This is a genomic window from Tenacibaculum aiptasiae (genome assembly GCF_008806755.1).
In the GTDB taxonomy this organism is placed as follows: Bacteria; Bacteroidota; Bacteroidia; order Flavobacteriales; family Flavobacteriaceae; genus Polaribacter; species Polaribacter aiptasiae.
Map to the genome: position 1 here is coordinate 407,080 of NZ_WAAU01000008.1, position 25,546 is coordinate 432,625.

The 25,546-nt window shown below is 29.8% G+C and carries 29 protein-coding genes; 9 read left to right on the top strand and 20 right to left on the bottom strand.

Annotated features, from left to right (window positions below):
* Nucleotides 1-56: 56 nt before the first annotated feature.
* Nucleotides 57-2,504 carry a M1 family metallopeptidase gene (locus tag F7018_RS04730; protein WP_150898864.1) on the bottom strand — a complete coding sequence of 816 codons (2,448 nt, stop codon included), beginning with the start codon at nt 2,502-2,504 and terminating at the stop codon, nt 57-59.
* A gap of 226 nt (nt 2,505-2,730) precedes the next feature.
* Here F7018_RS04730 and F7018_RS04735 point away from each other — a divergent pair, with 226 nt between their 5' ends.
* Entirely contained in the window at nt 2,731-3,237 is a 507-nt protein-coding gene (locus F7018_RS04735) for a hypothetical protein (protein ID WP_150898865.1), read from the top strand.
* Nucleotides 3,238-3,316: 79 nt separating this feature from the next.
* Here the strand turns inward: F7018_RS04735 and murA are convergent, their stop codons facing one another.
* Genes murA through F7018_RS04750 form a run of 3 tightly spaced genes read right to left on the bottom strand, consistent with a single transcriptional unit; the run spans nt 3,317 to nt 7,646 of the window.
* Nucleotides 3,317-4,630: a UDP-N-acetylglucosamine 1-carboxyvinyltransferase gene (gene murA / locus F7018_RS04740; protein ID WP_150898866.1), complete on the bottom strand. Its 1,314-nt coding sequence runs from the start codon at nt 4,628-4,630 to the stop codon at nt 3,317-3,319.
* On the bottom strand, nt 4,631-5,275 hold the full coding sequence (locus tag F7018_RS04745; protein WP_150898867.1) for a DUF4290 domain-containing protein: 645 nt from the start codon (nt 5,273-5,275) through the stop codon (nt 4,631-4,633).
* A gap of 46 nt (nt 5,276-5,321) precedes the next feature.
* Nucleotides 5,322-7,646 (bottom strand): ATP-dependent helicase, encoded by a 2,325-nt coding sequence (locus F7018_RS04750; RefSeq protein WP_150898868.1) that lies wholly within the window; start codon nt 7,644-7,646, stop codon nt 5,322-5,324.
* Between the two features lie 171 nt (nt 7,647-7,817).
* On the opposite strand from F7018_RS04750, the gene F7018_RS04755 reads away from it, so the two are divergent.
* Entirely contained in the window at nt 7,818-8,330 is a 513-nt protein-coding gene (locus F7018_RS04755) for a DUF7935 family protein (protein ID WP_150898869.1), read from the top strand.
* Between the two features lie 15 nt (nt 8,331-8,345).
* On the opposite strand, the gene F7018_RS04760 is transcribed toward F7018_RS04755, so the two are convergent.
* The 6 genes from F7018_RS04760 to F7018_RS04785 all read right to left on the bottom strand — a co-directional run bounded on the left by F7018_RS04760 (nt 8,346) and on the right by F7018_RS04785 (nt 14,009).
* Nucleotides 8,346-9,503, bottom strand: a complete 1,158-nt coding sequence (locus tag F7018_RS04760; protein ID WP_150898870.1) for a flavohemoglobin expression-modulating QEGLA motif protein — start codon at nt 9,501-9,503, stop codon at nt 8,346-8,348.
* Between the two features lie 30 nt (nt 9,504-9,533).
* The gene (locus tag F7018_RS04765; protein WP_150898871.1) at nt 9,534-10,364 is read right to left on the bottom strand and encodes an N-formylglutamate amidohydrolase; all 831 of its coding nucleotides are present in this window, start codon (nt 10,362-10,364) and stop codon (nt 9,534-9,536) included.
* Nucleotide 10,365: 1 nt separating this feature from the next.
* Nucleotides 10,366-10,692 carry a hypothetical protein gene (locus tag F7018_RS04770; RefSeq protein WP_150898872.1) on the bottom strand — a complete coding sequence of 109 codons (327 nt, stop codon included), beginning with the start codon at nt 10,690-10,692 and terminating at the stop codon, nt 10,366-10,368.
* On the bottom strand, nt 10,693-11,532 hold the full coding sequence (locus tag F7018_RS04775; RefSeq protein WP_150898873.1) for a sulfurtransferase: 840 nt from the start codon (nt 11,530-11,532) through the stop codon (nt 10,693-10,695). It abuts the gene before it with no gap.
* Nucleotides 11,522-12,553, bottom strand: a complete 1,032-nt coding sequence (gene gshB / locus F7018_RS04780; RefSeq protein WP_150898874.1) for a glutathione synthase — start codon at nt 12,551-12,553, stop codon at nt 11,522-11,524. The genes F7018_RS04775 and gshB overlap by 11 nt, the downstream gene beginning before the upstream one ends.
* Before the next feature lie 130 nt (nt 12,554-12,683).
* Nucleotides 12,684-14,009, bottom strand: a complete 1,326-nt coding sequence (locus F7018_RS04785; protein WP_150898875.1) for a dicarboxylate/amino acid:cation symporter — start codon at nt 14,007-14,009, stop codon at nt 12,684-12,686.
* A gap of 124 nt (nt 14,010-14,133) precedes the next feature.
* Here F7018_RS04785 and F7018_RS04790 point away from each other — a divergent pair, with 124 nt between their 5' ends.
* Nucleotides 14,134-14,781, top strand: coding sequence for a DUF937 domain-containing protein (locus F7018_RS04790; RefSeq protein WP_150898876.1), 648 nt, complete (start codon nt 14,134-14,136; stop codon nt 14,779-14,781).
* 58 nt (nt 14,782-14,839) lie between these two features.
* Here F7018_RS04790 and F7018_RS04795 read toward each other — a convergent pair whose 3' ends face one another.
* Nucleotides 14,840-15,265 carry a DUF3995 domain-containing protein gene (locus F7018_RS04795; RefSeq protein ID WP_150898877.1) on the bottom strand — a complete coding sequence of 142 codons (426 nt, stop codon included), beginning with the start codon at nt 15,263-15,265 and terminating at the stop codon, nt 14,840-14,842.
* Between the two features lie 51 nt (nt 15,266-15,316).
* On the opposite strand from F7018_RS04795, the gene hutI reads away from it, so the two are divergent.
* Entirely contained in the window at nt 15,317-16,549 is a 1,233-nt protein-coding gene (gene hutI, locus F7018_RS04800; RefSeq protein ID WP_150898878.1) for an imidazolonepropionase, read from the top strand.
* A gap of 1 nt (nt 16,550) precedes the next feature.
* Nucleotides 16,551-17,558, top strand: a complete 1,008-nt coding sequence (locus F7018_RS04805) for a formimidoylglutamase (RefSeq protein WP_246175045.1) — start codon at nt 16,551-16,553, stop codon at nt 17,556-17,558.
* A 54-nt stretch (nt 17,559-17,612) separates the two neighbouring features.
* Here the strand turns inward: F7018_RS04805 and F7018_RS04810 are convergent, their stop codons facing one another.
* Genes F7018_RS04810 through F7018_RS04845 form a run of 8 tightly spaced genes read right to left on the bottom strand, consistent with a single transcriptional unit; the run spans nt 17,613 to nt 21,699 of the window.
* Nucleotides 17,613-18,368: a LytR/AlgR family response regulator transcription factor gene (locus F7018_RS04810; protein ID WP_150898880.1), complete on the bottom strand. Its 756-nt coding sequence runs from the start codon at nt 18,366-18,368 to the stop codon at nt 17,613-17,615.
* A 9-nt stretch (nt 18,369-18,377) separates the two neighbouring features.
* On the bottom strand, nt 18,378-18,686 hold the full coding sequence (locus tag F7018_RS04815) for a 2TM domain-containing protein (protein WP_150898881.1): 309 nt from the start codon (nt 18,684-18,686) through the stop codon (nt 18,378-18,380).
* A 6-nt stretch (nt 18,687-18,692) separates the two neighbouring features.
* Complete coding sequence (locus F7018_RS04820; RefSeq protein WP_150898882.1) at nt 18,693-19,004, bottom strand: 2TM domain-containing protein; 312 nt, start codon at nt 19,002-19,004, stop codon at nt 18,693-18,695.
* Nucleotides 18,988-19,317: a 2TM domain-containing protein gene (locus tag F7018_RS04825; protein WP_150898883.1), complete on the bottom strand. Its 330-nt coding sequence runs from the start codon at nt 19,315-19,317 to the stop codon at nt 18,988-18,990. The genes F7018_RS04820 and F7018_RS04825 overlap by 17 nt, the downstream gene beginning before the upstream one ends.
* 1 nt (nt 19,318) lies before the next feature.
* On the bottom strand, nt 19,319-19,606 hold the full coding sequence (locus F7018_RS04830; protein ID WP_150898884.1) for a 2TM domain-containing protein: 288 nt from the start codon (nt 19,604-19,606) through the stop codon (nt 19,319-19,321).
* Between the two features lie 2 nt (nt 19,607-19,608).
* Complete coding sequence (locus F7018_RS04835; protein WP_246175046.1) at nt 19,609-19,917, bottom strand: 2TM domain-containing protein; 309 nt, start codon at nt 19,915-19,917, stop codon at nt 19,609-19,611.
* The gene (locus tag F7018_RS04840) at nt 19,898-21,259 is read right to left on the bottom strand and encodes a 2TM domain-containing protein (protein ID WP_150898885.1); all 1,362 of its coding nucleotides are present in this window, start codon (nt 21,257-21,259) and stop codon (nt 19,898-19,900) included. Before F7018_RS04840 ends, F7018_RS04835 begins: the two co-directional genes overlap by 20 nt.
* Nucleotides 21,260-21,282: 23 nt before the next feature.
* Nucleotides 21,283-21,699, bottom strand: coding sequence for a DUF2141 domain-containing protein (locus tag F7018_RS04845; RefSeq protein WP_150898886.1), 417 nt, complete (start codon nt 21,697-21,699; stop codon nt 21,283-21,285).
* Nucleotides 21,700-21,849: 150 nt separating this feature from the next.
* On the opposite strand from F7018_RS04845, the gene F7018_RS04850 reads away from it, so the two are divergent.
* The gene (locus F7018_RS04850; RefSeq protein WP_150898887.1) at nt 21,850-22,344 is read left to right on the top strand and encodes an RNA polymerase sigma factor; all 495 of its coding nucleotides are present in this window, start codon (nt 21,850-21,852) and stop codon (nt 22,342-22,344) included.
* A gap of 6 nt (nt 22,345-22,350) precedes the next feature.
* Entirely contained in the window at nt 22,351-23,001 is a 651-nt protein-coding gene (locus F7018_RS04855) for a hypothetical protein (RefSeq protein ID WP_150898888.1), read from the top strand.
* A gap of 35 nt (nt 23,002-23,036) precedes the next feature.
* On the opposite strand, the gene F7018_RS04860 is transcribed toward F7018_RS04855, so the two are convergent.
* Entirely contained in the window at nt 23,037-24,056 is a 1,020-nt protein-coding gene (locus F7018_RS04860) for a threonine aldolase family protein (protein ID WP_150898889.1), read from the bottom strand.
* A 34-nt stretch (nt 24,057-24,090) separates the two neighbouring features.
* On the opposite strand from F7018_RS04860, the gene prfB reads away from it, so the two are divergent.
* Nucleotides 24,091-25,185, top strand: a complete 1,095-nt coding sequence (prfB, locus tag F7018_RS04865; RefSeq protein ID WP_150898890.1) for a peptide chain release factor 2 — start codon at nt 24,091-24,093, stop codon at nt 25,183-25,185.
* A complete protein-coding gene (arsC, locus tag F7018_RS04870; protein WP_150898891.1) occupies nt 25,185-25,526 on the top strand; it encodes an arsenate reductase (glutaredoxin) in 342 nt (113 codons plus the stop codon). The genes prfB and arsC overlap by 1 nt, the downstream gene beginning before the upstream one ends.
* Nucleotides 25,527-25,546 lie beyond the last annotated feature (20 nt).

Sequence of the window (25,546 nt, forward strand, 5' to 3'; positions counted from 1 at the left end):
GAAAGACAACTATTGTGCCAAAACTAAGGATTCTTTTTTATTTAAAAACTATTTTTTTACTCTAGTAATTTAGCCATGGCAACTCTTACAATTGCAATATTTTTTTCTTGATTACTCAACTTTTCTTTCTTTTGTTTTTGAGCTATTTGGCGTAATAAATTTACACCTACTTTATCAAAATTATATTGCTTATACTGTAATCCTTTTGCTACTATATCGTCTGCTAAATTCTGAATTGCAGCTGTTTTATTACTTTTTGCAATTTTATCGAATGCTTTTTTGTATAGTTTCTGTATTTTTTTATTCTGACTTAAAAACATACCTGACATTACATTACCAGCAATAAATGTTAATTCCTCATCATCATTCTCTTCTAAATAGATTCTTGTTAATGGAGTTGCGATAATTTTCTTTACCTCTATAGGTAATGTTTTAGATTTTTCAATAGCTAAGGCTTTGTCTATATAATACATTCCTACTAACGACTTTCCTAAAACAGAATATGATTTGCTCTTTAAACCTTTTTCGAAAACTGACTTTAATTCTGGATCTGTTAATTTCCCTAAAGTTTCAATGGCTGCTGCTTGTACTAATGTTTTAGAATCATTCATAGCTATTTGCATAATCTTATCAATAACCCTTTTTTTAGAATACTTATTGATTAAGTTTATATTTTCTAATGCTAAAATTCTTATTTTATAAAAATCATCACTCATAGCATTAGCTATTGCATTAAAAGCTTTTTTATCATCTTGCTTTTTTGCTACTTCTAATAAAGCTTCTCTTTTATGCATATAATTTTCTGCATGTTTTAGTTGATGTATATAATCACTTAAAACTTTATTTTCAACTACATCACATAATAAAACTCCATCAGCATTTACCTGAATTAAATCTGGGTGTTTTACAAAAGGAAAAGTAAACGATGCATCTTTTCCTTCTACAAATACATTATGACGCGTACGTTTATTTCCTTCAAAAATATCTATTGCAAAAGGGAATTTAAATTCATTTGCTTGATTTTGAATAATATTAACTGTTACCGTTTTTCTTAATTTATTATAATCATATGATATTTCTAACTTTGGATGTCCACTATTAAAATACCATTGATTAAAAAACCAGTTTAAATCTTTTCCTGTTACTTCTTCAAATGCTAAACGTAATTGGTGTGCCTCAGCTGCTCCGTATTTATTTGCTGTTAAATATTTATTTAAACCTGCATAAAACGCTTCATCTCCTAAGTATTTTCGTAACATATGTAAAATAGCTCCTCCTTTGTTATAACTAACAGCATCAAACATATCTTCTTTGTCATCATAGTTAAAACGTACTAAATGTTTGTCGAAATTTTGACCATTTTTATAAGCTTCTGTATCTTCAAATAAATGTGAATCTGCATCTTCTTTTCCATATTTATACTCTCTCCATAAATACTCACTGTAGTTAGCAAAGCTTTCATTTACTGTTAGGTTACTCCAACTTTCTGCTGTTACCAAATCTCCAAACCAATGATGAAATGCTTCATGTGCTATTGTATTTTCTTGTACATTATCGTCTATTAACTGACCTGGTACTTGATAAGCATTTTCTCCATGAATAACTGCTGTGGTATTCTCCATTGCTCCACTAACATAATCGCGTCCAACTATCTGAGCATACTTGTTCCAAGGATATTCTATCCCCGTTATTTTAGAGAAAAAAGCAAGCATTTCTGGTGTATTTCCAAAAATCTCTTTTGCATATGGTGCATATTTTTTTTCTACATAATAATCAACTGGAATATTTTTATAAGTATCTTTTACTATTTCATATTCACCAATTCCCATAAAGAATAAATATGGTGCATGCTTTTGAGTAAAATTCCAATAGTCAGTTCTAGTACCATTAGCATTATTAGTTTGCTTTTCTAATTTTCCATTTGAAAGTGTAACAAACTTATTAGGTACTGTGATATAAATTTCTTGTGATGTTTTTTGATTTGGTGCATCTATTGTTGGAAACCAGCAGCTACTCGCCTCTGTTTCTCCTTGTGTCCAAATTTGTGTAGGTTTATTTTCATCCAATCCTGTTGGATTTATAAAATATAATCCTTTTGCCGAAGTTATAGCTGCACTTCCTTTTTGCTTTACCTTTTCTGGGCGCGCAGTATATTTTATATAAATTGTAAACTGTTCATCTCTTTTATAAGCACGAGGTAAGTCTATAATTAACTCAAAATTATCATAATTATATTCTAGTGGTTTGTTATTCATAGATACCTTATGAATAAGCATAGCCTTTGCATCTAATGTTACTTTTGAAGTTTCATAAAAATGAGGTTTTAAAGTCACCCATTCTTCCCCGTTTAACTCTTTATTTTCAAAATTAAAATCTACTTTTAATTTGGTATGAATCAAGTCATGAACTTTATCTTTTTCTCCTCTGTATATATCACTTGTTTGTGAAAATAAGGTTATTGTAAAAAAGATAATTAATAATGTAAAGGGTTTTTGAAACTTCATAAATTCTTTTCTTTGTTTTTCAAAAATAGGAAAATCTATTGGTAGGCTTGTTAATGAGCCGTTAAAAAGAAAACTATAAAAATTTTATCATCCAATTTTTAGTTTAATACGAGACTCTGTGCTTCAATAATTTTTTATTAATAATAAAAATTATGCCACGTTCATATTTCATTTTAAGCTTTATCTAAACTTATTTTTTTATCTTGTAATTCAAATTTTACCTCTTATGAAATCAATCTTAGGAAAAACATTTTTGTTTTTATTTATTTTAACAACCTTATCCTGTAAACAAAACCCATCCGATTCTGATGAACATAAAGCATTTATTGTAGAATATAAAAGAATGCTTAAAATACATGAGGAGATGGAAAAAACACATGATCACATGAGTCATGACCATTCTCATATGATGAATTCTCATAAAGATATAGAAAATGACTCGTTGCATTTAGAAAATGAAAAAGCCCATGCCAGTATTTTAAAATCTCATGATGTATTAATTAATAATCATAAAAGGTTAATTAATGAACATAAATCTCTTGAGGAAAATCATATGACGGGGAAAATTTCTCTAGAACAAATGATGAAAGACCATAAAAAAATTCAAGATGAGCAGAAACAAATGATTGAGGATCATAAAAAAATAGTAAGAGAGCACAACACTATAAAAAAAGAAGATCATAAAATGATGTCTGAAGAAAAATCAAAGCATGACAATCATGATCATCATTAAAAAAAGTCAATAAAAAAAATCGTGTCTACTTGACACGATTTTTTTAACTCTAAATGTATTTTTGTCCTATTAAAATAGACTAATCTTCAATTCTTTCTATTTTAGCTCCAATAGATTTTAAACGAGCTTCAATATTTTCATACCCCCTATCTATTTGTTCAATATTATTAATAATACTAGTTCCTTTTGCTGATAATGCTGCTATTAATAAAGAAATACCAGCTCTAATATCAGGTGAAGTCATCTTAGTAGCTTTTAATTGCGATTCGAAGTTATGTCCAATAACTGTAGCTCTATGAGGATCACATAAAATTACTTTAGCCCCCATATCAATTAACTTATCTACAAAGAATAAGCGACTTTCAAACATTTTTTGATGTATCAAAACTGTTCCTTTTGCTTGAGTAGCTACCACTAATACTATACTTAATAAATCTGGAGTAAATCCTGGCCAAGGTGCATCAGAAACTGTTAATACAGATCCATCTATATAGTTTTGAATTTCATAACTCTCTTGCTCTGGGATGAAAATATCGTCACCTCTTTTTTCTAAATTGATTCCTAATTTTCTAAATACACTTGGTATTTGACCTAAATCTTTCCAGCTAACATCTTTAATAGTTAATTCAGATCGTGTCATTGCTGCCATACCAATCCAACTTCCTATTTCAATCATATCAGGTAATACTCTATGTTCACAACCTCCTAGAGACTCTACTCCTTCAATAGTTAATAAGTTAGACCCAACTCCTGATATTTTCGCTCCCATTGAGTTCAACATTTTTGATAATTGTTGAATATATGGCTCGCAGGCTGCATTATAAATTGTAGTAGTTCCTTTAGCTAATACTGCTGCCATAACAATATTTGCAGTTCCTGTTACTGATGCCTCATCAAGTAACATATCTGTTCCTACCAATCCAGTTTCTGTTTCTACTCCGTAAAAATATTCTTCTTTATTATAACGGAATTTTGCTCCTAAATTTATAAATCCTTCAAAGTGTGTATCTAATCTTCTACGACCTATTTTATCTCCTCCTGGACGTGGAATATATCCTTTTCCAAAACGCGCTAATAATGGTCCAACTATCATAATTGATCCTCTTAACGAACTTCCATCTCTCTTAAATTCAGCTGATTCTAAGTATCCTAAATTAATATCATCTGCTTGAAAACTGTATGAGTTTGGTCCTAATTTTTCAATTTTAACACCTAACTCTCCTAAGATAAAAATTAACTTATTTACATCAATAATATCTGGAATATTATTAATGATTACTTTTTCTGAAGTTAATAAGACTGCGCATATAATTTGTAATGCTTCATTTTTCGCTCCCTGAGGTGTAATTACTCCGTTTAATTTGTGACCTCCTTCAATTTTAAATGATGCCATTTACTTTTTTCTATATTTATTACTGTAGTTAGATTTTCCTTTTTGGCCTCCTTTATTCTGGCCTTGATTATTTCTTTTTCTTAGTAAACTTTTACTTTCTGATAATACTTCTTCCGAATCTCTCAAATCTATTTTTTTACCAGATAAATCATATAAATGCTTAAAAATAACTGCATCTTCAACCGTGTCTTTATTCCAGTTTAAATAGCATTTTTTCATATGATTTGCTATTGTAAACACTAAAGCTTCTCTTTTATCTCCCTCTTCCCATGTTAATGCAATATCAATCATCGTTTGAATGTTATTTCCGTAATAACGATATCTTGAAGCTGATTTTGGATATGCTAATTTTGCTGGCTTTTCTGTTAATTCTTCTTTTGATGGTGTTTCATAAGGCGAATCTACATCCAATTTAAAATCGGCAATAATATGAAGCTGATCCCATAATTTGTGTTTAAAATCTGGAACATCACGTAAATGAGGTTGTAAATTCCCCATTACATCTATAATAGCTTTAGCCATTGTGTTTCTTTCTTCTTTTGTTTCTAAAGCTACACAATGATCTACTAATTTCTGTATATGTCTTCCGTATTCGGGAATTATTAAATTATCCCTTTCCGAATTATATTCTAAATCAAACGTCATTTTCTCTTTATTTATATACGCAAAATAGGTAATTATTATGAATTAACTATCCGATTACTTTTAATTTTGCGAATTGTAGTAATAATTTCTTCTTCCCTACTGTACCAAATTTAATTTCTGCTTTTTTGTTTGGTCCTTTACCTTCTAAAGCAATTACTTCTCCTGTACCAAATCGATTGTGTTCTACAAAATTTCCTACCACTATTTCTCCATCAAATAAATTCATTTTTGAATTTACTTCCGACACCTTCTTCATTTTACTTTTTGGTGGTACTAAATTTGGTTTTTCTTTTTTCGATAAGAACTCTTTTCTTTTTTTCTGAATTGGTTTTTGAAAACGAATTTTATTTGGTGTATCATCAAATAAACTAGCATCTATAAACCTGTTTGCCGATGGTTCTGGCGCTTTTGGTGCTAAATGCTCTACAAATTTATCATCTATTTCTTCTAAGAAACGACTTGGTTCTCCATCAGTAAGTTTTCCCCAACGATAACGTGTTTGTGCATAAGTTAAATATGCTACTTTTTCCGCTCTTGTTAAGGCCACATAGAATAAACGTCGTTCTTCTTCTAATTCACTTCGTGTATTCATACTCATTGCCGAAGGAAATAAGCTTTCTTCTAAACCAACTATGTACACATATGGATACTCAAGTCCTTTTGATAAGTGAATAGTCATTAAAGATACACAAGGTGTATCGTCTTTTTCGCTATCAAAATCGGTTGCAAGCGCTACATCTTCTAAGAATGATGTTAAAGACGCATCCTCTCCCGTTTCTATTTTATCGGTAATAAAGTCTTTTACTCCATTCAATAATTCTTGAACGTTTTCTACTTTATTTACCCCTTCTGGTGTACCGTCTTTTTGTAAATCTTTTACTAACTGCGTTTGTTTTACAACCAAATCTGCAACTTCAAAAGCATTCATCTTTTGAGCCTCAATTTGAAAACGCTGTATCATTCTAACAAAATTCTCAAGTTTGTTTTTTGTTCCTGAATTTATCTTAATATCTACCTTATCTAAATTCAGTAAGATTTCAAAAATTGATTTTTTATAATGATTTGCAGCAATTGCTAATTTATCTACCGTTGTTGCTCCAATTCCACGAGCTGGATAATTGATAATCCTTTTTAAAGCTTCCTCATCATTTGGATTTATTAGCATACGTAAGTATGATAACAAATCTTTGATTTCCTTTCTTTGATAAAACGATATTCCTCCGTAGATTTTATACTTTATATCTTTCTTTCGTAATGCATCTTCTATTGCTCTTGATTGTGCATTAGTACGATATAATATAGCAAATGAATCACTTGTTAGCTGATTATTTATTTGGTTTTCCCATATTGATTGTGCTACAAAACGTCCTTCTTCTCCATCGGAAATTGTTCGCATTATTTTAATGCTTTCTCCTGCATCATTTGCTGTCCAAACTTCCTTATCTAACTTCGTTTTATTCTTGTCTATTACGCTATTTGCAGCTTCTACTATGTTTCCTGTTGATCGATAATTTTGCTCTAACTTGAAAGTTTTAACATCTGGATAATCTTTCTGGAAATTTAAAATATTATTAATATTTGCCCCACGGAAGCTATAAATACTCTGTGAATCATCCCCTACTACACAAATGTTTTGAAAACGATCTGCTAATGCTCTTACAATTAAATATTGTGAGTGGTTTGTATCTTGGTACTCATCTACCATTATATATCTAAAACGATCTTGATATTTTGCTAAAACTTCTGGGAAACGTGTCAATAATTCATTCGTTCTCAATAGTAAATCATCAAAATCCATAGCCCCAGACTTAAAGCATCTATCTACATATGCCTTATAAATATCTCCTACTCTAGGTCTACTAGCTTCTAAATCTGCCTGCTGTAAATCTGAATTATTGAAATATGCTCTTACCGTTATCAAGCTATTTTTAAACGAAGATATTCTACTTAAAATTTGCTTTGGTTTGTAACGGTCTTTATCCAATTTCATTTCTCTGATTATTGTTGTAATCAATCGAACTGAATCTTGTGAATCGTATATGGTAAAATTAGATGGATATCCTAAACGATCTGCTTCTGAACGTAATATTCTTGCAAAAACCGAGTGGAATGTTCCCATCCATAAATTTTTTGCTTCACTATGTCCCACAACTCCTGCAATACGTTCTTTCATTTCACGTGCCGCCTTATTTGTAAAGGTTAACGATAAAATATTGAAAGAATCTACTCCTTGTTGCATCATATGTGCAATACGGTAGGTTAAAACTCTTGTTTTTCCTGATCCTGCACCTGCAATAATTATCATTGGGCCATCTTTTTGTAAAACGGCTGCTCTTTGTGGTTCGTTAAGTTGTTCTAAATAAGTATTCAATAGAAAAAAGTTGAAAGAATTTTGAAAACGGAAAATTAACCATTCTTTTAGGTTTTATAAAGAATGTACGCCTTTTTTTATTCACAAATATAATTCTATTTTTTATATCGCTTCTACATCTTCTTTTTAAAGAAGACTTGTATCTTAGCCTTTCGAATAATTACATAAAAAATGGAAGATCAAATTTTAGAAGGATTAGCTTATGCCTTACCTGCTTTAATTACTGGAGGTGTTGCTTATTTAATTTTAAGCCGATTTATTGAACAAGATAATAGTGAAAAAAAATTTCAGGCTTTAGTTGAGAAAAAACGTGAAAGTTTACCTATTAAGCTTCAAGCTTATGAGCGTTTATTATTGTTTTGCGAACGTATTAATCCTACAAAATTATTAACTCGTGTTAAACCTATTGGTGATGATACCAATAATTATTTACAATTATTAATTGCTAATATTGAACAAGAATTTGAACATAACTTAGTACAACAATTATATGTTTCTGAAGATAGTTGGAAAGCTATTTTAGCTGCAAAACTTGGTATTATTGCTAAATTTAGAAAATCTGCTGAAACTGCTGAAACTGCCAAAGATTTTCGTGAAAATATTTTGATTGATTATTCCCAAAGTGAAAATCCTACACAAACATCAATAACATTTTTAAAGCAAGAAGTAAAAAAGCTGATATAACAGCTTTTTACTTCCTTATTTTAAGTTTTTTAAAATAAAATCTATGGTTGTATTCTTATTCAAGTTTTGAGAATATGCTTTTGTTACGTGCTTCGCTTTTACAGCATAATTATTCTTCATCAAATATTCTATATCTTCAATAAAATCTAACGAAACTTTTCCTGTTAACAGCAAACTCAAATCTTTTCCCGACTGATAATAATCGTAAATCTTCTTTAAACCAGTTAAATACAAATAATCTTTTGTAAATCCTCCTCCTCTATAAGCTCTTACTGTTATATAAAAAGCATGTTCTCTATCTAAATCATACGTATTATGCAATGATCTAAAAGTTTTTGAAAAAGAATAACCTTTTGCCAGTCCGTTTACCGCCAACACTCTATATGCCAATTCTTTTAATCTTTTAAGAGTTAAGTTTCCAGACATATACTCACTAAAAACTGCTAAACCTTCTTGGGTTTCTACATTATTAGGAAATCCGTGTGAAAAAATCTTTAGTGAATGCTCTAAGCCATTCATTGTAGTAACCATATGTACTCCTATCTCGTGGTGAGTTAAAATAGCCATTTCGTTTTCTGAAAACGTATGATTTCCATTTATAACTAAGGTTTTAATATTGTTTAAAACCATAGCTATAGCACTCATAGTTGTTGATTGTTTAATATTGTAATCAAACTCATAATTAGTACTATATTCCCTAAATATCTCTTCTGCTTCTTCTGGGCTATATTTCGGAGCAAAAATATTATCTACATCCACCTCATCTTCAAAATGTAAAATAAACTTCGCATTTTCTACATCATCTTCTGTTGGTGTTCCAAATGATCGTAAGCTGTTATAATAAAACTTTTTACCCTCTCCTATTGTTTCTATACATTGGATTAAACCTGAATAAGAATAAATTATTTCTTCATATAAATTACGAATTGTCTCATCTTCTATCGACTCTAACGGTAAGGTAAAAAACTTACGATGTAATTTAAACTTATCGAAATCTCTTTTAGGATACTTAAACTGTGGATCTGTTAAATATTTTGATGCAAAAAACTTTTGTTTTTCTTCTTCTATATTAACTGGATTTACATAGCTCAATAGCTCTATTTTTTTTACTAAAGTATCTATGTAATTATCTATTTCAATAAGTGACTTCTTATCTACTTGAGTCTCATTCATCATTATTCGTTTTCAAAAAGTGGTACAAATTTACAACTTGTGTACTTTATAAAAAGCTTCAGCATGCTTTTTTAACGTTGTTTTTAAGTAATCTTCTACTGCAATTACAACTTCTGGGTACATAACCTGTGTTAATTCATCACAATATACTTTTGCAATCTCTGTTGCTAGAACTAATGTATTCGTAAAATTACTAGTTATGTGTTTTAAAAAATAGCCATTTCCTTGAAAGGTATCGTTAATTTTAGAAGTAGATTGAATCCCTTTAGGCATTGGTGTTTTTTCTAGAATTTCTCTCCACGACTCTATAAAATCACCATATTTTTCATTGTTTACGTTTTTAGTACCTAAGTTCCATGTAGGCACTTCTCTATCCCAACGTTGCCAATTATAAGAATGCATATCGTATACTATACAACAGCCAAATTTTTCTTCTATTTTAGAAATAAGGCTCGATACTACTTTGTAAAAATTAGTATGCTTTGCTAGGCTTATATTTCTATTTTTTTCTGAAAGAGGTTCTTTCCATAATTGTTTTCCCCAAGCATCGTTATAAATCGCCGTTTCTGGTGCTCTATTCAAATCGTATTCAAAACGAGAATCTAAACCTGCAATTACTATTGGATGTGATTGAACCATAGCTTTGGTTGCTGGATCTTCTTCATACCATCTTTCATATTCTGTATGAATACAGTTTTCCCACAATTCCTTTCTGAATTGATGTCCATCATGAACTGCTCCACACACATAAGGTACATACTCCTCTATTTTTAGAGTAAAAGAATAATCGCTTGATACTGCTTCAAAAATTTCTTCATTTTGAATTTTTTGAATAATCTCTTCAATAGTAAGTTTTACCATACTAACTTAAAATTTTCTGCAACAATGAAAATACTTTCTTTTCAACTGCATCCACAGTTCCATCAGCAAAAAAAACTTCTTTTATATCTTGAATTAATTCTCTTTTATCTTGAATAGAATATGAGTTTTCATTCAAATAAGTTTGTATTTTTTCTAAATTTTGATGCTCTGTTTCTACCACAATCTCAGTATGCATTTTATTAAAAGTAGCTTCATCTACTTTCGATAATATATATGCTCGTTCTTCTTTTGTTTCAATATGATTACAGTGTGCTGCGTATAATAAAACATATACTTCAAACTCTCTTTTCGTCCAATCTAAACTCATCTATTTCTCTATTGGTAATTCTATTTTACTAGCCCATTCTGTCCATGAACCATCGTATACTTTATAATTTTTATTTCCTGATATTTCGCTTCCTAATGCCAAAATACAAGCCGTTATTCCTGATCCGCATGAAAAAATAGCTTCTTCATTTTTAGGATTTAACTTTTGAAATATTTCTTGGAGTTCTTCTTTTGATTTCATCATTCCTTCTCTTTGTAATTCAGAATATGGTAAACTTTTAGAATTTGGAATATGACCTCCTCTTAAATCTGTTCTAGGTTCTGCTACTGTGGCATGAAATCTTCCTTTTGAACGAGCATCTAATATTAATTCTTCTTTATTTGATGCTTCTAATACATCTTTTACAAAACCTATTTTTTCACTCTTATAATTTGCAGTAAAATCACCTTTAACGATTTCTTTAAATTTTGGAACCTCAACTGAATAATCATGTTTTAACCAGTTTGGTAGTCCTCCATTCAATACTGCTATGTTAGCAAAACCAAAAGTTTTAAACAACCACCACACTCTAGGAGCTGAATACACTCCTAAATCGTCATAAACAACAATACAACTATCCTTGTTTATTCCTAACCTCTGTACTTCTTCTTGGAAATATTTTTCTGAAGGGATGGTATTAGGAAACTCTCCATTTTTATCTAAAAAAACATTTTTTAAATCGAAAAAAACAGCATTGGGTATTTGTTGTTTTACTTGTCCTTTATTTCCTGTAGTTCCTACTTTAGTTATAGTAGCATCTAATATTATTAAGTTTTCTGCTTTTAAATTTTGATATAACCATTCTACAGTAACAATCGCTTCATTTACATTAAGCTTCATCTACTGTTCTTTTTAAATTAGTCATTCTAATAAAAGCAGCATTCTTTTCTAGTACTTTACTTTCTAAAAAGTCTATTACTTTTTCTTGAAGCTTTACTTTAGAAACTTTATTAATATAAGTTATTCCTCCTGGGCTCATTACATTTACCTCAACTAGTTTACCTCCAATAACATCTATTCCTACGAAATACAATCCATCTTTCACTAATTTTGGTCCTATTTTTTCACAAAGTATTTTTTCTGCCTTGGTAAGTTTATGTTTTTCCACTCTTCCTCCAGCCGTAACATTAGAACGATGATCCTTTTCTCCAGGTATACGTTTCATAGCACCAATTGGTAAACCATTCAGTAATAAAATACGTACATCTCCTTTTTCTGCTCCTTCAATATACTCTTGAAGAATTACATAATCTGATGAACCATCACTTTTACTAATGTAAAAATCCAATAATGAATTAATATTACCCATTGCCGATTTTTCTATTAGAATTACTCCTGATCCTCCATAACCATTTAATGGTTTTAGAATCATTTTATCAGCTTCTGATTCTTCAATTGTTTTAATTAAATATCCTTTATTCTTTGAAACGTGTGTAACTGGAATAATTTCATTGTTAGGGTCTTCAAAAACCGCTGTATATAACTTATTATTCGCTTCTCGCATTCCTTGAACAGAATTTATTACAAATACATCATCCTTTACAGAATCTAAGAAGTTTAACATTAATGGATCTAATGGTGGATTTGCTCTCATAAAAATAGCGTCAAAACCTGCTAATGGCAACATTTCTTCTCGTGTGGTTGCTTTTTTATAATAAGACTTTATACTTGAAGGAACTTTATCCATTCTTTCTATAATTGTACAAAATGCATTTGTTATACTATTACGTATTGTTAAATTAGAAGGCGTACAAATGGCAACACCATGTCCTCTTTTAGCACACTCATGAATAAGTGTTAATGTTGAATCATTCTCAGGGTTTATTTCCTCCCAAGGATACATTAAAAAACAAATGTTCATTCAATAAAATTGTATTAAGTTAATTTAGTTAGTTTTTATCAGTCTTTTTAGACAAATAAACACCAATGTAAAAGCTACAGTGGTGTTTATAAAAGTAATATTTTTTTTTATATGGAATAAAGGTTAAAAATTATTTTACCTCATCATAATTATCATCCCAGTTTTTTGGATTTGGTTTTCCTAATTTACCAACTGATTTTGCTACTAATGAAGCAACTGTAGCGTCTCCTGTTACATTGATAACTGTTCTACACATATCTAAAGGTCTATCAACAGCAAAAATTAACGCTAAACCTATTGCTAATTTATCTGCTGGAAAACCTACAGCTTCTAATACGATTACTAACATTACCATTCCAGCACCTGGCACAGCTGCTGAACCTATTGATGCTAATAATGCTGTTAAAATAATAGTTAACTGATCTCCAAAGGATAAATCAAAACTTAATGCTTGTGCTATAAATACTGCTGCTACTGCTTGATATAAACTTGTTCCATCCATATTAATAGTAGCTCCAACAGGTAATACAAAACTAGATACTTCTTTATCTACACCTACATGTTCTTCTACTCGTTCCATAGTTACTGGTAAAGTTGCTGCACTTGAACTTGTTGAAAACGCTAATAATTGCGCTGGACTTATTTGTTTTAAGAACCATAATGGGTTTTTCTTTGTAAATACACTAACTAAAACCATATAGAAAACTACCATCAATAATAATCCTCCAATAACTGTTAAAGCATATTTTAATAAGGCTAATAATAAATCTGGATCATTAGAAGATACCACTACATTTGCCAATAATGCAAATACCGCATAGGGTGCAGATAACATGATTAAATCTACCATTTTTAACACCACCTCATTTAGTGAGTCAAAAAACTTTTTTAATGGTTTAGATTTCTTTTCTCCTACTAATAGCATTGAAATTCCTAAGAAAATAGTAAAGAAAATAACTTGCAACATCGATTTGTTATTCCCCATTGCTTTTAAAGCATTGTCTGGTACCATATCTACTAAAAACTGTAAAGGTCCACTCGCTTTTTGCTTACTTGCCTCTGCTATTTTAGCTTGTACACTACCACTATTTGCATAGGTTTCGGTAAGTTTAGTTATTGTTTCTTCTGAAATTCCATTACCAGGCTGCACAACATTTACTAAAATTAACCCTATAGTTATAGCTATTACCGTAGTTCCTACATAAATTACAATAGTTCGAAGCCCGATGTTCTTAAACTTAGAAATATCCTTCAAATCAGATATTCCTTTAATTAAAGATGCTATAATCAATGGTACTGCAATTAACTTTAATAGTTTTACGAATATGGTTCCTAAAGGTTTTATCCAATCTCCTACAAATGTACTTCCTCCGTCTACAAAAGTCATCGCTAATCCAAAAAGGATACCTAGAACCATTCCTATTAAAATTTGCCAGTGTAAAGCCAGTTTTTTCATGTAATCTATTTAGTTTTTTAACGGCTGTAAGGTAAAAATAAATATTTAAAAAAAATGTGACCTTAAATATGTAACTTGTGTCTCAATTATTGAAAACTATTTACTAATCTTATTATAATAAAAAATGGCAGGAATTTTAGATTTATTAAACAGCGACTTAGGGAAAACAATTATATCTGGTGTAGCAGGTTCAACAGGTCAAGATACTAACAAAACTAGTAGTGTATTAACAATGGCTTTACCTGTATTGATGAAAGCAATGCAACGTAATTCAGCTACCTCTCAAGGAGCAGAGGGATTAATGGGAGCTTTAAATAAACACGATGGTGGTATTTTAGATAATTTAGGTGACTTATTCAAAGGAGGAGTTAATGCTGATGTTTTACAAGATGGTAGTAAAATTTTAGGACACGTGTTAGGAAGCAAGCAACAAGGTGTTGAACAGGTTATTGGGCAAAAATCTGGAATGGATGCTGGCGCTGTTGGTGATATTTTAAAAACAGCTGCTCCTATCTTAATGGGAGTTTTAGGAAAACAATCTAGACAAAACAATGTAAGTAACTCTGGTGACCTTGGTGGTTTATTAGGAGGGTTACTTGGTGGAAGTTCTGCTCAAAAAGAACAAAGCTTTTTAGAACAAATTTTAGACGCTGATGGAGATGGAAGTATTGTAGATGATGTTGCTGGAATGGTTTTAGGAGGCGGTAATAGTCAACAAAAATCTGGTGGTTTACTTGGTGGACTATTAGGTGGTATTTTCGGAAAAAAATAAATTTATTCCTCAATAATAACAAAAAGCGCAAAATATTAGTTTTGCGCTTTTTTTATATCTAATATACTTCTATTAATATAGCGATGACTCCTAAAAATAAACACAAAGGAGAAAAATATTTAGAATCGTTTTTTGCAAATTTTGTTTCTGTTACTTTCTTAAAAAAACCAACATACTTAAACTCTCCTACAGCACGTAGTATAAAAACACCAGAAACTATATATAATCCATACTTCAAAAACCATTCAGGTATCATTTCTATTTGAAAAAGATTTACCTTAGTAGCAAAGAGCATAGCAATAATTAATAAAAATACTCCAACAAATAAGCTATCAATCCATTTTGGTTTTAATACTACCTCCCCATTTAATTTTGTTGGTATTACTTGATTAAATCCCCATTTTCCTCCTGCAAACCAATACAAATGAATTAGTGAAATAAATGTGAGTATTAAAAAGCTAATCAATCCTAAAAAATAAACCATAATTAATCGTTTTTAATGTAAATTTGTTTTAGCCAAATTTAAGAACAACATATGACAACATTATTGATAAATATCAAGGAATTAATTCAGGTGAGAGATCACTCTATAAAAAAAGTAAGTGGTAATGAAATGAAGATTTTACCCACTATAAAAAATGCTTTTTTACTTTTAAAAGATGATAGAATTGTTGACTTTGGTCCTATGAATGAGTTATCTGTTTCTGCTGATGAAACTGTTGATTGTACTGGTAAAATGATACTTCCTGCTTGGTGCGATTCTCATACGCACATTGTATATGCAGGAAATAGAGAACAAGAATTTGTTGATCGTATTAATGGTTTATCTTATGAAGAGATAGCTAATAACGGTGGAGGTATTTTAAATTCAGCAAAAAAGCTGCAAGAAACTTCTGAAGAAGAACTATATAAACAATCTTCTGTTCGTTTAGAAGAAGTTATGAAACAAGGTACAGGTGCAGTTGAAATTAAATCTGGATATGGTTTAACTGTTGATGCTGAACTAAAAATGTTACGTGTTATAAAAAAATTAAGAGAAAATTATAACTTACCTATCAAAGCAACATTCTTAGGTGCTCATGCTTTCCCATCTGAATATAAAAATAATAAAGAAGGATACATTAATTTAATTATTAATGAAATGCTTCCTAAAATAGCATCAGAAAATTTAGCTGAATTTATAGATGCTTTTTGTGAAACTGGTTATTTCTCTGTTGAAGATACTGACAGAATTTTATCAGCTGGAAAACAATATGGTTTAACTCCAAAAGTACATGTAAATCAATTTACTACTATAGGTGGAGTTCAAGTAAGTGTTAAACACGACGCTTTATCTGTTGATCATTTAGAAGTTATGAATGCCGATGATATTGAAACATTAAAAGGTTCGGAAACAATGCCTGTTGCTTTACCTTCTTGTTCTTATTTTCTAAGTATTCCTTACACACCTGCTCGCGATATTATAAACGCTGGTTTACCATTAGCATTAGCTACAGACTTTAATCCTGGTTCTACTCCTTCTGGTAATATGAATTTTGTTGTAGCTACTGCATGTATTAAGATGAAGATGACTCCGGAAGAAGCTATTAATGCCGCAACCATTAATGGTGCGTATGCCATGAACCTTTCTGATGAAGTTGGGAGTATTACTAAAGGAAAAAAAGCAAACTTTATTATTACAAAAGAAATTTTAAGTTATGGGGCTATTCCTTATAATTTTGGATCAATATTAATTGATTCCGTTTTTATTAATGGAAAAGCTATTTAATATGTTACGTACATTTTCAGAACACGACATCAAAAATTTTGTTAGTCTTAGAAAAGGAGAAACTAAAATTGGTGAGTTAATACAAACCATATCTGATAGTTCTAACATTATTGAAGAACTAAATAATTCATCTGCTAAATTTGTAATTCTTGGAGTACCTGAAGATATTGGTGTAAAAATGAATTATGGAAATGGTGGTGCTCATACAGCTTTTACTCCTGCTTTAAAAGCATTCTTAAGTACACAAGAAAATCAATTTATCAACGGAGAAAATATTTTTGTTTTAGGATACTTAGACTATTTAGAAGATGTTTCTTATTTTGATAAAAGCGATCGAAATAAAGGTGATTTACTTGTAAAAGCTATTGATCAAAAACTTTCAGAAGTTATTAAATTGATTGTTGAAGCTGATAAAATTCCAATTGTAATTGGCGGTGGACATAATAACTCTTACGGAAATTTAAAAGGTTTTTCTGAAGCGAAACAACAAGCTATTAATGTTATCAATTTAGATGCGCATACCGATTTACGTCAATTAGAAGAACGTCATAGTGGAAATGGATTTTCTTATGCTATAGAACGTAATTATCTAGATAAGTACTTTATGTTTGGTTTACATGAAAATTATACTCCTCAGTATATTTTTGATTACATGCAAGACAAATCCAATATTGATTATAATACTTACGAAGAATTAGAAGTTTATAAAAGTCTTTCTTTTGAGAGTGAACTTGAACGTGCTTCAAATTTTATTCAAGACAAACCTTTTGGTATTGAAATAGACTTAGATTGTATTCAAAACTTTCCTAGTAGTGCTATGACTCCTAGTGGTTTTACTTCTTTACAAGCTAGACAGTTTGTACATTTCTTTGCTAAAAACCCAAATGCTTCTTATATACATATTTGTGAAGGAGCTCCTGCAGTAATGAATAATGAAACAGCTGCAGGACAAGTAGGTAAATTTATAAGTTATTTAATTTCCGACTTTATTAAAGCTAAAGGAAAATAACTCATCTTAAATTAAACTTAGTATTAGTCTATTTTACTAGTACTAAGTTTAAATTTAATCTATCCAATTTTTAAAATCTTTTACTCGTTCTCTACTAACAATTATTTCTGCTTCATTAAATGAATGTAATACTAATTTTAAGCGTGAATTAGTATACGAAATAATATCTTTTATGGCATTTATATGAATAATATAGGTTCTATTTACTCGAAAGAATTGCTCTGGATCTAGTTGTTCTTGCCAATGTTCTAGTGAATGGTCTATCAAGTAATTTCTATTTGAATTAGTATGAATATAAGTTGATTTATTTTCTGAATAAAAGCACTCTATTTCATCTACATGTATAATTTTTATGTGTTGCCCTACTTTTATAGTAAAACGCTTTTTGAATTTCCTATCAACTGGATTAATTAATAACTTTCTAATATCATCAATATTAACTTGAACATCCGATTGTTTAGGCTGGTTTTCTTTAAATTTATCAACAGCAATTTTTAATTCGTCCTCATCAATTGGTTTTAATAAATAATCTATGGAGTTTAATTTAAATGCTTTTAACGCATACTCATCATAAGCTGTAGTAAAAATTATTGCCGATTTTACCTCTACTTCTTCAAAAATTTCGAATGATAAACCATCAGATAGTTGAATGTCTAAAAAAATTAAATCAGGATGCTCATTCTTTTGAAACCAATTAATAGATTCTTCTACAGAATGTAACATTGTTTCTACTTCAATTCCTAATTCAGCTAACATTCTATTTAACCTCCTAGCTGCTGGTTTTTCATCTTCAATTATTAATACTTTCATTATCAATTTTTAATTTTTATCCATGTATTCTTTAACCTTTCTTTCTTCCCACTCTTTATTAAAAAGTAAATCCTTTCCAAAAACACTAACTCCATGTAGTATTAAAATCACGCCCCACCAAAAAAAGATTTTATAATTGCTAATATCTGTAAAAGCTTCTACAAAAGTACTACCATAATCAATATCTTTAAAAATTCTATATCCTATGAAAACTAAATTTATTAAAATATAGAATGTTAAATGCTTATAAAACTTTTTTATATCTTCTACTCTTTTTCTAGCTTTTATATATTTATCTGATTGTTGTTTTGAGTCCATAGTTAGTTAATTTTCATTCATTATATCTTCTATCTTTCTCTTTTCCCAGTTTTCTATAATAGAAATCTTGTTTTTAAATGCATAGATACCATGAATTAGAAGGCCAAATGCCCATAACAATGAATTTATCCAAATATTAGTTCTTATCCATTTTAAAGTATTTTGATTAGAAATATGCTCTTCAAAAAAATTGAATATTGTATCTGAAAAAACAATGATTACAATCATCATTATGACAAACACCTGTAGGTGATTATAAAAATTCTTTTGCTTAGCTACTTTCTTCTGAGCCTGTAAGTATTTATCTTCTTTTTTCATCAAACTCCTTTATATATTCTTCAATCTTCCTATTTTCCCAATCTTTATTAAAAAAGATATTTGTTCCGAATGTTCCTAGCCAATGAAAAAATAAACCTATTCCCCAAAAAAGCCAGGTTGCATACACTCCAAAATGAGTTATAGCCTCTACAAAAGATTTATCTTCTTCTGTTGTTAAACCTATAACGATAACTGTTGATATAAAAATATTTACCGCTATATATGCTGCTAAGTGCCAATAGAAACCTTTTATCTTTTCTACTTTCTTCTTAGCTAACATGTATTTATGTTCTTGTGTATAATCTCTTTCCATTTTATTTCTTTTTTTCTAAATACTCTTTGATTTTCTTATCCTCCCAATCTTTTCCAAATCCAAAAATTTCTTTTCCAAAAACAAGCATCCAATGGATAAATGTAGCAATACATATTCCTGCTACAGCAAACCAAAACCAGTGATAATAGGGAGAGAATATTAAATTTACTGCTACTATTATTATAATTGATAAAACATTCACAAAAAGATGAGCATAAAACCCTTTAATTTCTTTAAGCCTTTTCTTAGCTGCTAAGTATTGTTTTTCTTCTGTATATCTAGTATCCATGATTACTTTTCTTCTTTTAAAAATTCTTTAATTTTTTGTTCTTCCCAATCTTTTCCAAATCCTATTCTTTCAAATCCAAAGACTCCCATCCAGTGAAAAAACAATCCTGCTGACATCCCAATTATTGGGTAATAAAACCAGTAATGATCAGGTACAAACTTTAAGTTGATAAAAATTAAGACTGGAATTATTAAAACTGTTACTATTAAATGAATATATAAACCTTTTATCTTTTCTACCTTCTTTTTTGCTCTGGCGTACCTATACTCTTCTGTGTATTCTCTTTCCATCTTATCTATATTTTTCTTCATCTTTTAAAATCTCGTTGATCTTACGCTCCTCCCAATTTTTACCTAAGAATAAATTGTAATTATTCACTTCTAAATAATGGAAAACTAAACCTATTCCCCAACCTATCATTGGAAACCAAAACCACTGGAAACCTGAGTACGTCTTTAAATTGATGAACACTAAAAAAGGTATTACTAAACAGTATGATATTAAGTTTTGATAGAACTCTTTTAACTTCTCTACTCTTTCAACTGCTTTTACATACTTACTATTCTCTAAATCGTTTGTATTATAATTCATTGTATTTGATTTTGTTAACAGTGGTAAACTCACTGTAAATGTTTTATTATTATTTTTTATTTCAACAGCTCTGTTAGTTATTAAACCATAACGATCTGCTATATTCCTTAACCCTACTTTAGTACTCTTGCCTATTGCTTCTTTAGGGTTTATATTATTTTGAATTTGTAAAAATCCATTCTCTTCAAAAATCTTTATTTCCAAAGGTTTTGCTGAAGAAACCACATTATGCTTTACTGCATTCTCTAGTAACAATTGTAACGATAATGGAACTATTTTTAACTCTGGATTACTTATCTCACTTGGTATTGTAAATTTGACTGCATCTTCAAATCGCATTTGTAACAATTCCATATATGTCCTAGCAAATTGTAACTCTTCTTTTATTGGTACTAACTCTTTATTCCTTTGCTCTAAAACATAACGGTAAACTTTTGATAATTTAGTTGTAAACCTTTCTGCTTGTCTAGTATTTTCTCCTATTAGAGAGGTTAATACATTTAAACTATTGAATAAAAAGTGAGGATCTAATTGACTTTTTAATGTTTCAAACTTCGCTGTTTCAGTCTTTGCTACTATTTCATGCTGTGTAGTTTCTTTATTTGCCGCTCTTTTCCACTCTAACATGAAACCTCTTGCATGTAAAAAAGCAGAAACTCCAAAAGAAAATTGTATCCAAAATAAGTGAATCCATAATAAAGGAGACTTAAAAAACAGTGCTATATCTCGACCTTGTATTATTATAAACAATATATAATCTATTATTAAAATAGCTGGCACTGTATATAATATAGTAGCTATTATACCTACCCAAACACGAGTATTTGTTTTAGTTACCCAATCCCACTTAGTACTTAAATAATCGTTTAAAAGCCCTTGTCCAAAACCTAGTCCAAAAGAATATAAAGCAGATATACCTAACGACATTAGAAAACCTTTAATCGTATAACTCCCTCCTCCTATTAAGAAAAAGAATACTCCAAATATTAATGTAATTTTTAAAGCTAATAATATGCCTTTTTTTAATTCCTTTGGAGAGAATATTTCTGCTCTTGTTTTCATCTTTTGTACTCTAAATATTGTGATTAAAATCTAATTTCTAAAGATACATTTTTATCATCAACTAAAAATTTGATTTGATCGTATTGTGGAGGTCCAAACCTATTTATATTATTAGTAGATACTCCATAATCTTCCATTGGCATACCATTTGGTTCAAAGTCCATTTTATTGTTGTTATTCTTATCGTGGAAACAAATAAGTGCATACTCTCCTTCAGGTACATTTTCAAAAACTACGGTACTTTTTCCTTTAGTAATTTTTGACGTTTTTGCTAAAACTGGTTCTTTTCTAAAATTATCTTTAGTAAACAATGCATAACTTATTTTACCTTCATCAGTAGTGGCATTTGTTACCGTTGCTGTTACCGTTCTATTTTGGGCTGATATTTTTCCTACAATAAAAAATAAGCTCACTAAAAAAAGTGTTGTAAAAAATTTCATCTCTTTTAATTTGTTAGTTAATACACTACAAATATCTAGAGGTGATGATGTTTTTGAAATTAAAAAAAACTCAATTGTAATTTTTTTAGGATGAACTGTAACAATTTGTATTTTTGAGCTACTTATAATTTATCAACTAGACTAAACTTAGTGGAAAAGAAACTAGAAAATAAATTTTTATCTGATTTTGAAGCAAATCAAAACATTGTACATAAGGTATGTAGAATATACACTACCAATCAAGATGCACACAATGATTTATTTCAAGAGATAACAATTCAGCTATGGAAAAACTATAATAAGTTTAGAGGTGATGCTAAATTTAGTACTTGGATGTATCGAGTAGCTTTAAATACTGCTATTTCTTTGTACAGAAAATCTACCAGAACTGTAAAAACTCAAGACATTACCGACTACACTTTTAAAATTAAGGCTGAAGATTATGATGAGACTGAAGAATTACAACTGAAAGCATTATATAATGCTATTAGAAAACTAAACGATATTGATAAAGCTCTTATCTTTTTGTATTTAGAAGACAAACCTTACAAAGAAATATCAGAAACATTAGGTATTAGTGAAGTAAATGCAAGAGTAAAAATGAACAGAGCTAAAGAAAAATTAAAAAAAACATTAAACCCATAGTAATAAATGGATTTAGATAAGTATAAAAAAGCATGGGATAATCAACCAGAAGAAACCGATAGAGTTTCTAAAGTTGATATTTACAAGATGGCACACTCCAAGTCGTCATCTATTGTTAAGTGGATTTTTATTATTGGAATATTAGAGCTTTTATTTTGGTCAGGATTGAACATATTTTTTATTGAATCATCCTACACAGAAGTATATGAGCAATTACATTTAAAAAGCTTTGTAAAAGTAAGTATATATCTTCATTACTTTGTTATTGTTGTTTTCCTATACTTCTTTTATAAGAATTACAAATCAATTTCTATTTCTGATACAACAAAAGTCTTACTTCAGAAAATATTAAAAACCCGAAAAACAGTAAAATACTATGTATACTTTAATCTTTTGTATGTAGTTTTTGCAAATATTTTTCTACTATGCTTCGTATTCTCAGATTTAGATTTATTAATAGATTATTATAACAGTCAAGGAATTGCAACCCCTGATAATAAACAACACTTATTAATTTCATTAATCATAGCTACTGTTTTCTTATTAGGATTTATGGTACTTATTCTCTGGTTATTCTATAGAATAATCTATGGAGTTCTATTAAGAAAGTTAAATAAAAACTATAAAGAGTTATCTAAACTAGAAGATTTAAACTAATAAAAAAGAGGAAGTTTTTAACTTCCTCTTTTTTATTAAAATGATTTTAATTCACTTAGTAAAATGGTTAACATCTCATCTGTAAAATCAAGATGAGTAACAATTCGTAATTTGCCTTCTCCCATAGAAATTAACAAAATACCTTTTTGCTTCATTTTCTCAATAAAGTCTATTGAATCAATAGTATCATTTACGTAAAAAATAACAATATTGGTTTCAATTGGTTCTACTTTTTTTACATATGAACAACTTTCTAAAACCTCACCAATTGCTTTTGCTCTTGAATGATCATCGGCTAAACGGTTTACTAAGTTATCCAACGCATAAATTCCTGCTGCAGCTAAAAAACCTGCTTGTCTCATACCTCCTCCAAATAGCTTACGTACACGTAATGCTTTTTCTATATGCTCTTTACTTCCTACTAAAACTGATCCAACTGGAGCTCCTAATCCTTTTGATAAACAAATAGAAATTGTATCAAACAATTCACCATATTGTTGAGGAGTTTCATTTTGAGCAACTAATGCATTAAACAAACGAGCACCATCCAAATGATATGCTAAATTATAATCTCTGGTTACTTTACCTATTTTCACTAATTCTTCAAAATCCCAGCATGCACCTCCTCCTTTATTAGTTGTATTTTCAATACATACTAATCGATTAAAAGGAACATGAATATCTGCTCTACCAGATACAGCATTTTCTAATTGTTCAGCTGTAAACATTCCTCTATCACCATCAATTAAATATGAAGTTACTCCTGAATTAAAAGCTGCTCCACCACCTTCGTAATTATACACATGTGCCCATTTATCGCAAAACATTCTATCACCTGGTTGGGTATGTATCTTTATAGCCGCTTGATTTGCCATGGTTCCTGATGGGAAAAATAAAGCTGCTTCCATTCCAAATAATTTAGCAACTTTATCCTGTAATAAATTTACAGTAGGATCAGCACCAAACACATCATCACCAACTTCTGCATTCGTCATTGCTTTTAACATTCCTTCGGTTGGTTTTGTTACTGTATCGCTTATTAAGTTTATTTCCATTTTTAACTACGATTTTTAAATGTATTTTTGCATTATGATTACACACGAACAGTTAAAAAATGTTACTGAACGAATCGGCAAGTTAAAAGGTTATTTAGAAATTGACAAGAAGTTAATTGAAATTAACAATGAAGAAGAAAAAACTGCGGATCCTGACTTTTGGAACAATCCAAAAGAAGCTGAGATATTAATGAAATCACTTCGTTTTAAAAAGAAATGGGTAAATGATTATAATTCAATTGTTACAATGAATGAAGATCTTACTGTTTTATACGATTTTTATAAAGAAGGAGATGTTGAAGAGGCTGAAGTTGTTGAGCAATTTGAAAAAACCGCTACTTATTTAGAAGATATTGAATTTAAAAATATGTTATCTGATGAAGGAGATAGTTTAAGTGCTACCATACAAATAACAGCAGGTGCTGGAGGAACTGAAAGTTGTGATTGGACTGAGATGTTATTTCGTATGTATACTATGTGGGCAGAAAAACAAGGTTTTAAATTAAAAACTTTAAACTACCAAGCTGGAGATACCGCTGGTATTAAAACAGTAACAATTGAAGTTGAGGGTGATTATGCTTTCGGATGGTTAAAAGGTGAAAACGGTGTACATCGTTTAGTTAGAATTTCTCCTTTTGATAGCAATGCCAAGCGTCATACATCTTTTGCTTCTGTATATGTGTATCCTGTTGCTGATGATTCTATAGAAATTGAAATAAACCCTGCTGACATTGAAATTACAACTGCACGTTCAAGTGGTGCTGGTGGACAAAATGTAAACAAAGTAGAAACTAAAGTTCAACTACACCATAAGCCAACTGGAATTCAAATTCAATGTTCTAATTCTCGCTCTCAGCATGATAATAGAGCTACTGCTTTACAAATGCTTAAATCACAATTATATGAAATTGAGTTACAAAAACGTTTAGCAGCTCGTGCCGATATTGAAGCCAATAAGATGAAAAATGAATGGGGTAGCCAAATACGTAACTATGTAATGCATCCATACAAACTTGTAAAAGATGTACGTACAGCTCACGAAACTGGAAATGTAGACGCTGTAATGGATGGAAATATCAATCCTTTTTTAAAGGCTTATTTAATGTTAAACGGACAAAAAGAAAAATAATGATAAAAATATACCATAACAACAGATGTAGTAAATCTCGAAACGGTTTACAAATTTTGGAAGAATCTGGGAAAGAATTTGAGATAGTAAAATACTTAGATAATATTCCTAGTAAAGAAGAATTAACAGAAGTGATTAACTTGCTTAACATATCTCCTATTGAATTAGTTCGAAAAAACGAAAAAATTTGGAAAGAAGGATTTAAAGGAAAAGATTTATCTGATGCAGAAATTATAGATGCAATGATAACTAATCCTAAACTTATAGAACGACCAATTGTTATTAATGGAAACAAAGCAGTTATTGGACGTCCACCAGAAAATATTTTAGATATTATTTAAGGAAAGGCTCTCAAAAACTG

Bases quoted from the DNA above. Each gene is read 5' to 3' on its own strand.
- F7018_RS04730 (WP_150898864.1), bottom strand. From the start codon at position 2,504: ATGAAGTTTCAAAAACCCTTTACATTATTAATTATCTTTTTTACAATA.
- F7018_RS04735 (WP_150898865.1), top strand. From the start codon at position 2,731: ATGAAATCAATCTTAGGAAAAACATTTTTGTTTTTATTTATTTTAACA.
- murA (WP_150898866.1), bottom strand. From the start codon at position 4,630: ATGGCATCATTTAAAATTGAAGGAGGTCACAAATTAAACGGAGTAATT.
- F7018_RS04745 (WP_150898867.1), bottom strand. From the start codon at position 5,275: ATGACGTTTGATTTAGAATATAATTCGGAAAGGGATAATTTAATAATT.
- F7018_RS04755 (WP_150898869.1), top strand. From the start codon at position 7,818: ATGGAAGATCAAATTTTAGAAGGATTAGCTTATGCCTTACCTGCTTTA.
- F7018_RS04760 (WP_150898870.1), bottom strand. From the start codon at position 9,503: ATGAATGAGACTCAAGTAGATAAGAAGTCACTTATTGAAATAGATAAT.
- F7018_RS04765 (WP_150898871.1), bottom strand. From the start codon at position 10,364: ATGGTAAAACTTACTATTGAAGAGATTATTCAAAAAATTCAAAATGAA.
- F7018_RS04770 (WP_150898872.1), bottom strand. From the start codon at position 10,692: ATGAGTTTAGATTGGACGAAAAGAGAGTTTGAAGTATATGTTTTATTA.
- F7018_RS04775 (WP_150898873.1), bottom strand. From the start codon at position 11,532: ATGAAGCTTAATGTAAATGAAGCGATTGTTACTGTAGAATGGTTATAT.
- gshB (WP_150898874.1), bottom strand. From the start codon at position 12,553: ATGAACATTTGTTTTTTAATGTATCCTTGGGAGGAAATAAACCCTGAG.
- F7018_RS04785 (WP_150898875.1), bottom strand. From the start codon at position 14,009: ATGAAAAAACTGGCTTTACACTGGCAAATTTTAATAGGAATGGTTCTA.
- F7018_RS04790 (WP_150898876.1), top strand. From the start codon at position 14,134: ATGGCAGGAATTTTAGATTTATTAAACAGCGACTTAGGGAAAACAATT.
- F7018_RS04795 (WP_150898877.1), bottom strand. From the start codon at position 15,265: ATGGTTTATTTTTTAGGATTGATTAGCTTTTTAATACTCACATTTATT.
- hutI (WP_150898878.1), top strand. From the start codon at position 15,317: ATGACAACATTATTGATAAATATCAAGGAATTAATTCAGGTGAGAGAT.
- F7018_RS04805 (WP_246175045.1), top strand. From the start codon at position 16,551: ATGTTACGTACATTTTCAGAACACGACATCAAAAATTTTGTTAGTCTT.
- F7018_RS04810 (WP_150898880.1), bottom strand. From the start codon at position 18,368: ATGAAAGTATTAATAATTGAAGATGAAAAACCAGCAGCTAGGAGGTTA.
- F7018_RS04815 (WP_150898881.1), bottom strand. From the start codon at position 18,686: ATGGACTCAAAACAACAATCAGATAAATATATAAAAGCTAGAAAAAGA.
- F7018_RS04820 (WP_150898882.1), bottom strand. From the start codon at position 19,004: ATGAAAAAAGAAGATAAATACTTACAGGCTCAGAAGAAAGTAGCTAAG.
- F7018_RS04825 (WP_150898883.1), bottom strand. From the start codon at position 19,317: ATGGAAAGAGATTATACACAAGAACATAAATACATGTTAGCTAAGAAG.
- F7018_RS04830 (WP_150898884.1), bottom strand. From the start codon at position 19,606: ATGGATACTAGATATACAGAAGAAAAACAATACTTAGCAGCTAAGAAA.
- F7018_RS04835 (WP_246175046.1), bottom strand. From the start codon at position 19,917: ATGAAGAAAAATATAGATAAGATGGAAAGAGAATACACAGAAGAGTAT.
- F7018_RS04840 (WP_150898885.1), bottom strand. From the start codon at position 21,259: ATGAAAACAAGAGCAGAAATATTCTCTCCAAAGGAATTAAAAAAAGGC.
- F7018_RS04845 (WP_150898886.1), bottom strand. From the start codon at position 21,699: ATGAAATTTTTTACAACACTTTTTTTAGTGAGCTTATTTTTTATTGTA.
- F7018_RS04855 (WP_150898888.1), top strand. From the start codon at position 22,351: ATGGATTTAGATAAGTATAAAAAAGCATGGGATAATCAACCAGAAGAA.
- F7018_RS04860 (WP_150898889.1), bottom strand. From the start codon at position 24,056: ATGGAAATAAACTTAATAAGCGATACAGTAACAAAACCAACCGAAGGA.
- prfB (WP_150898890.1), top strand. From the start codon at position 24,091: ATGATTACACACGAACAGTTAAAAAATGTTACTGAACGAATCGGCAAG.
- arsC (WP_150898891.1), top strand. From the start codon at position 25,185: ATGATAAAAATATACCATAACAACAGATGTAGTAAATCTCGAAACGGT.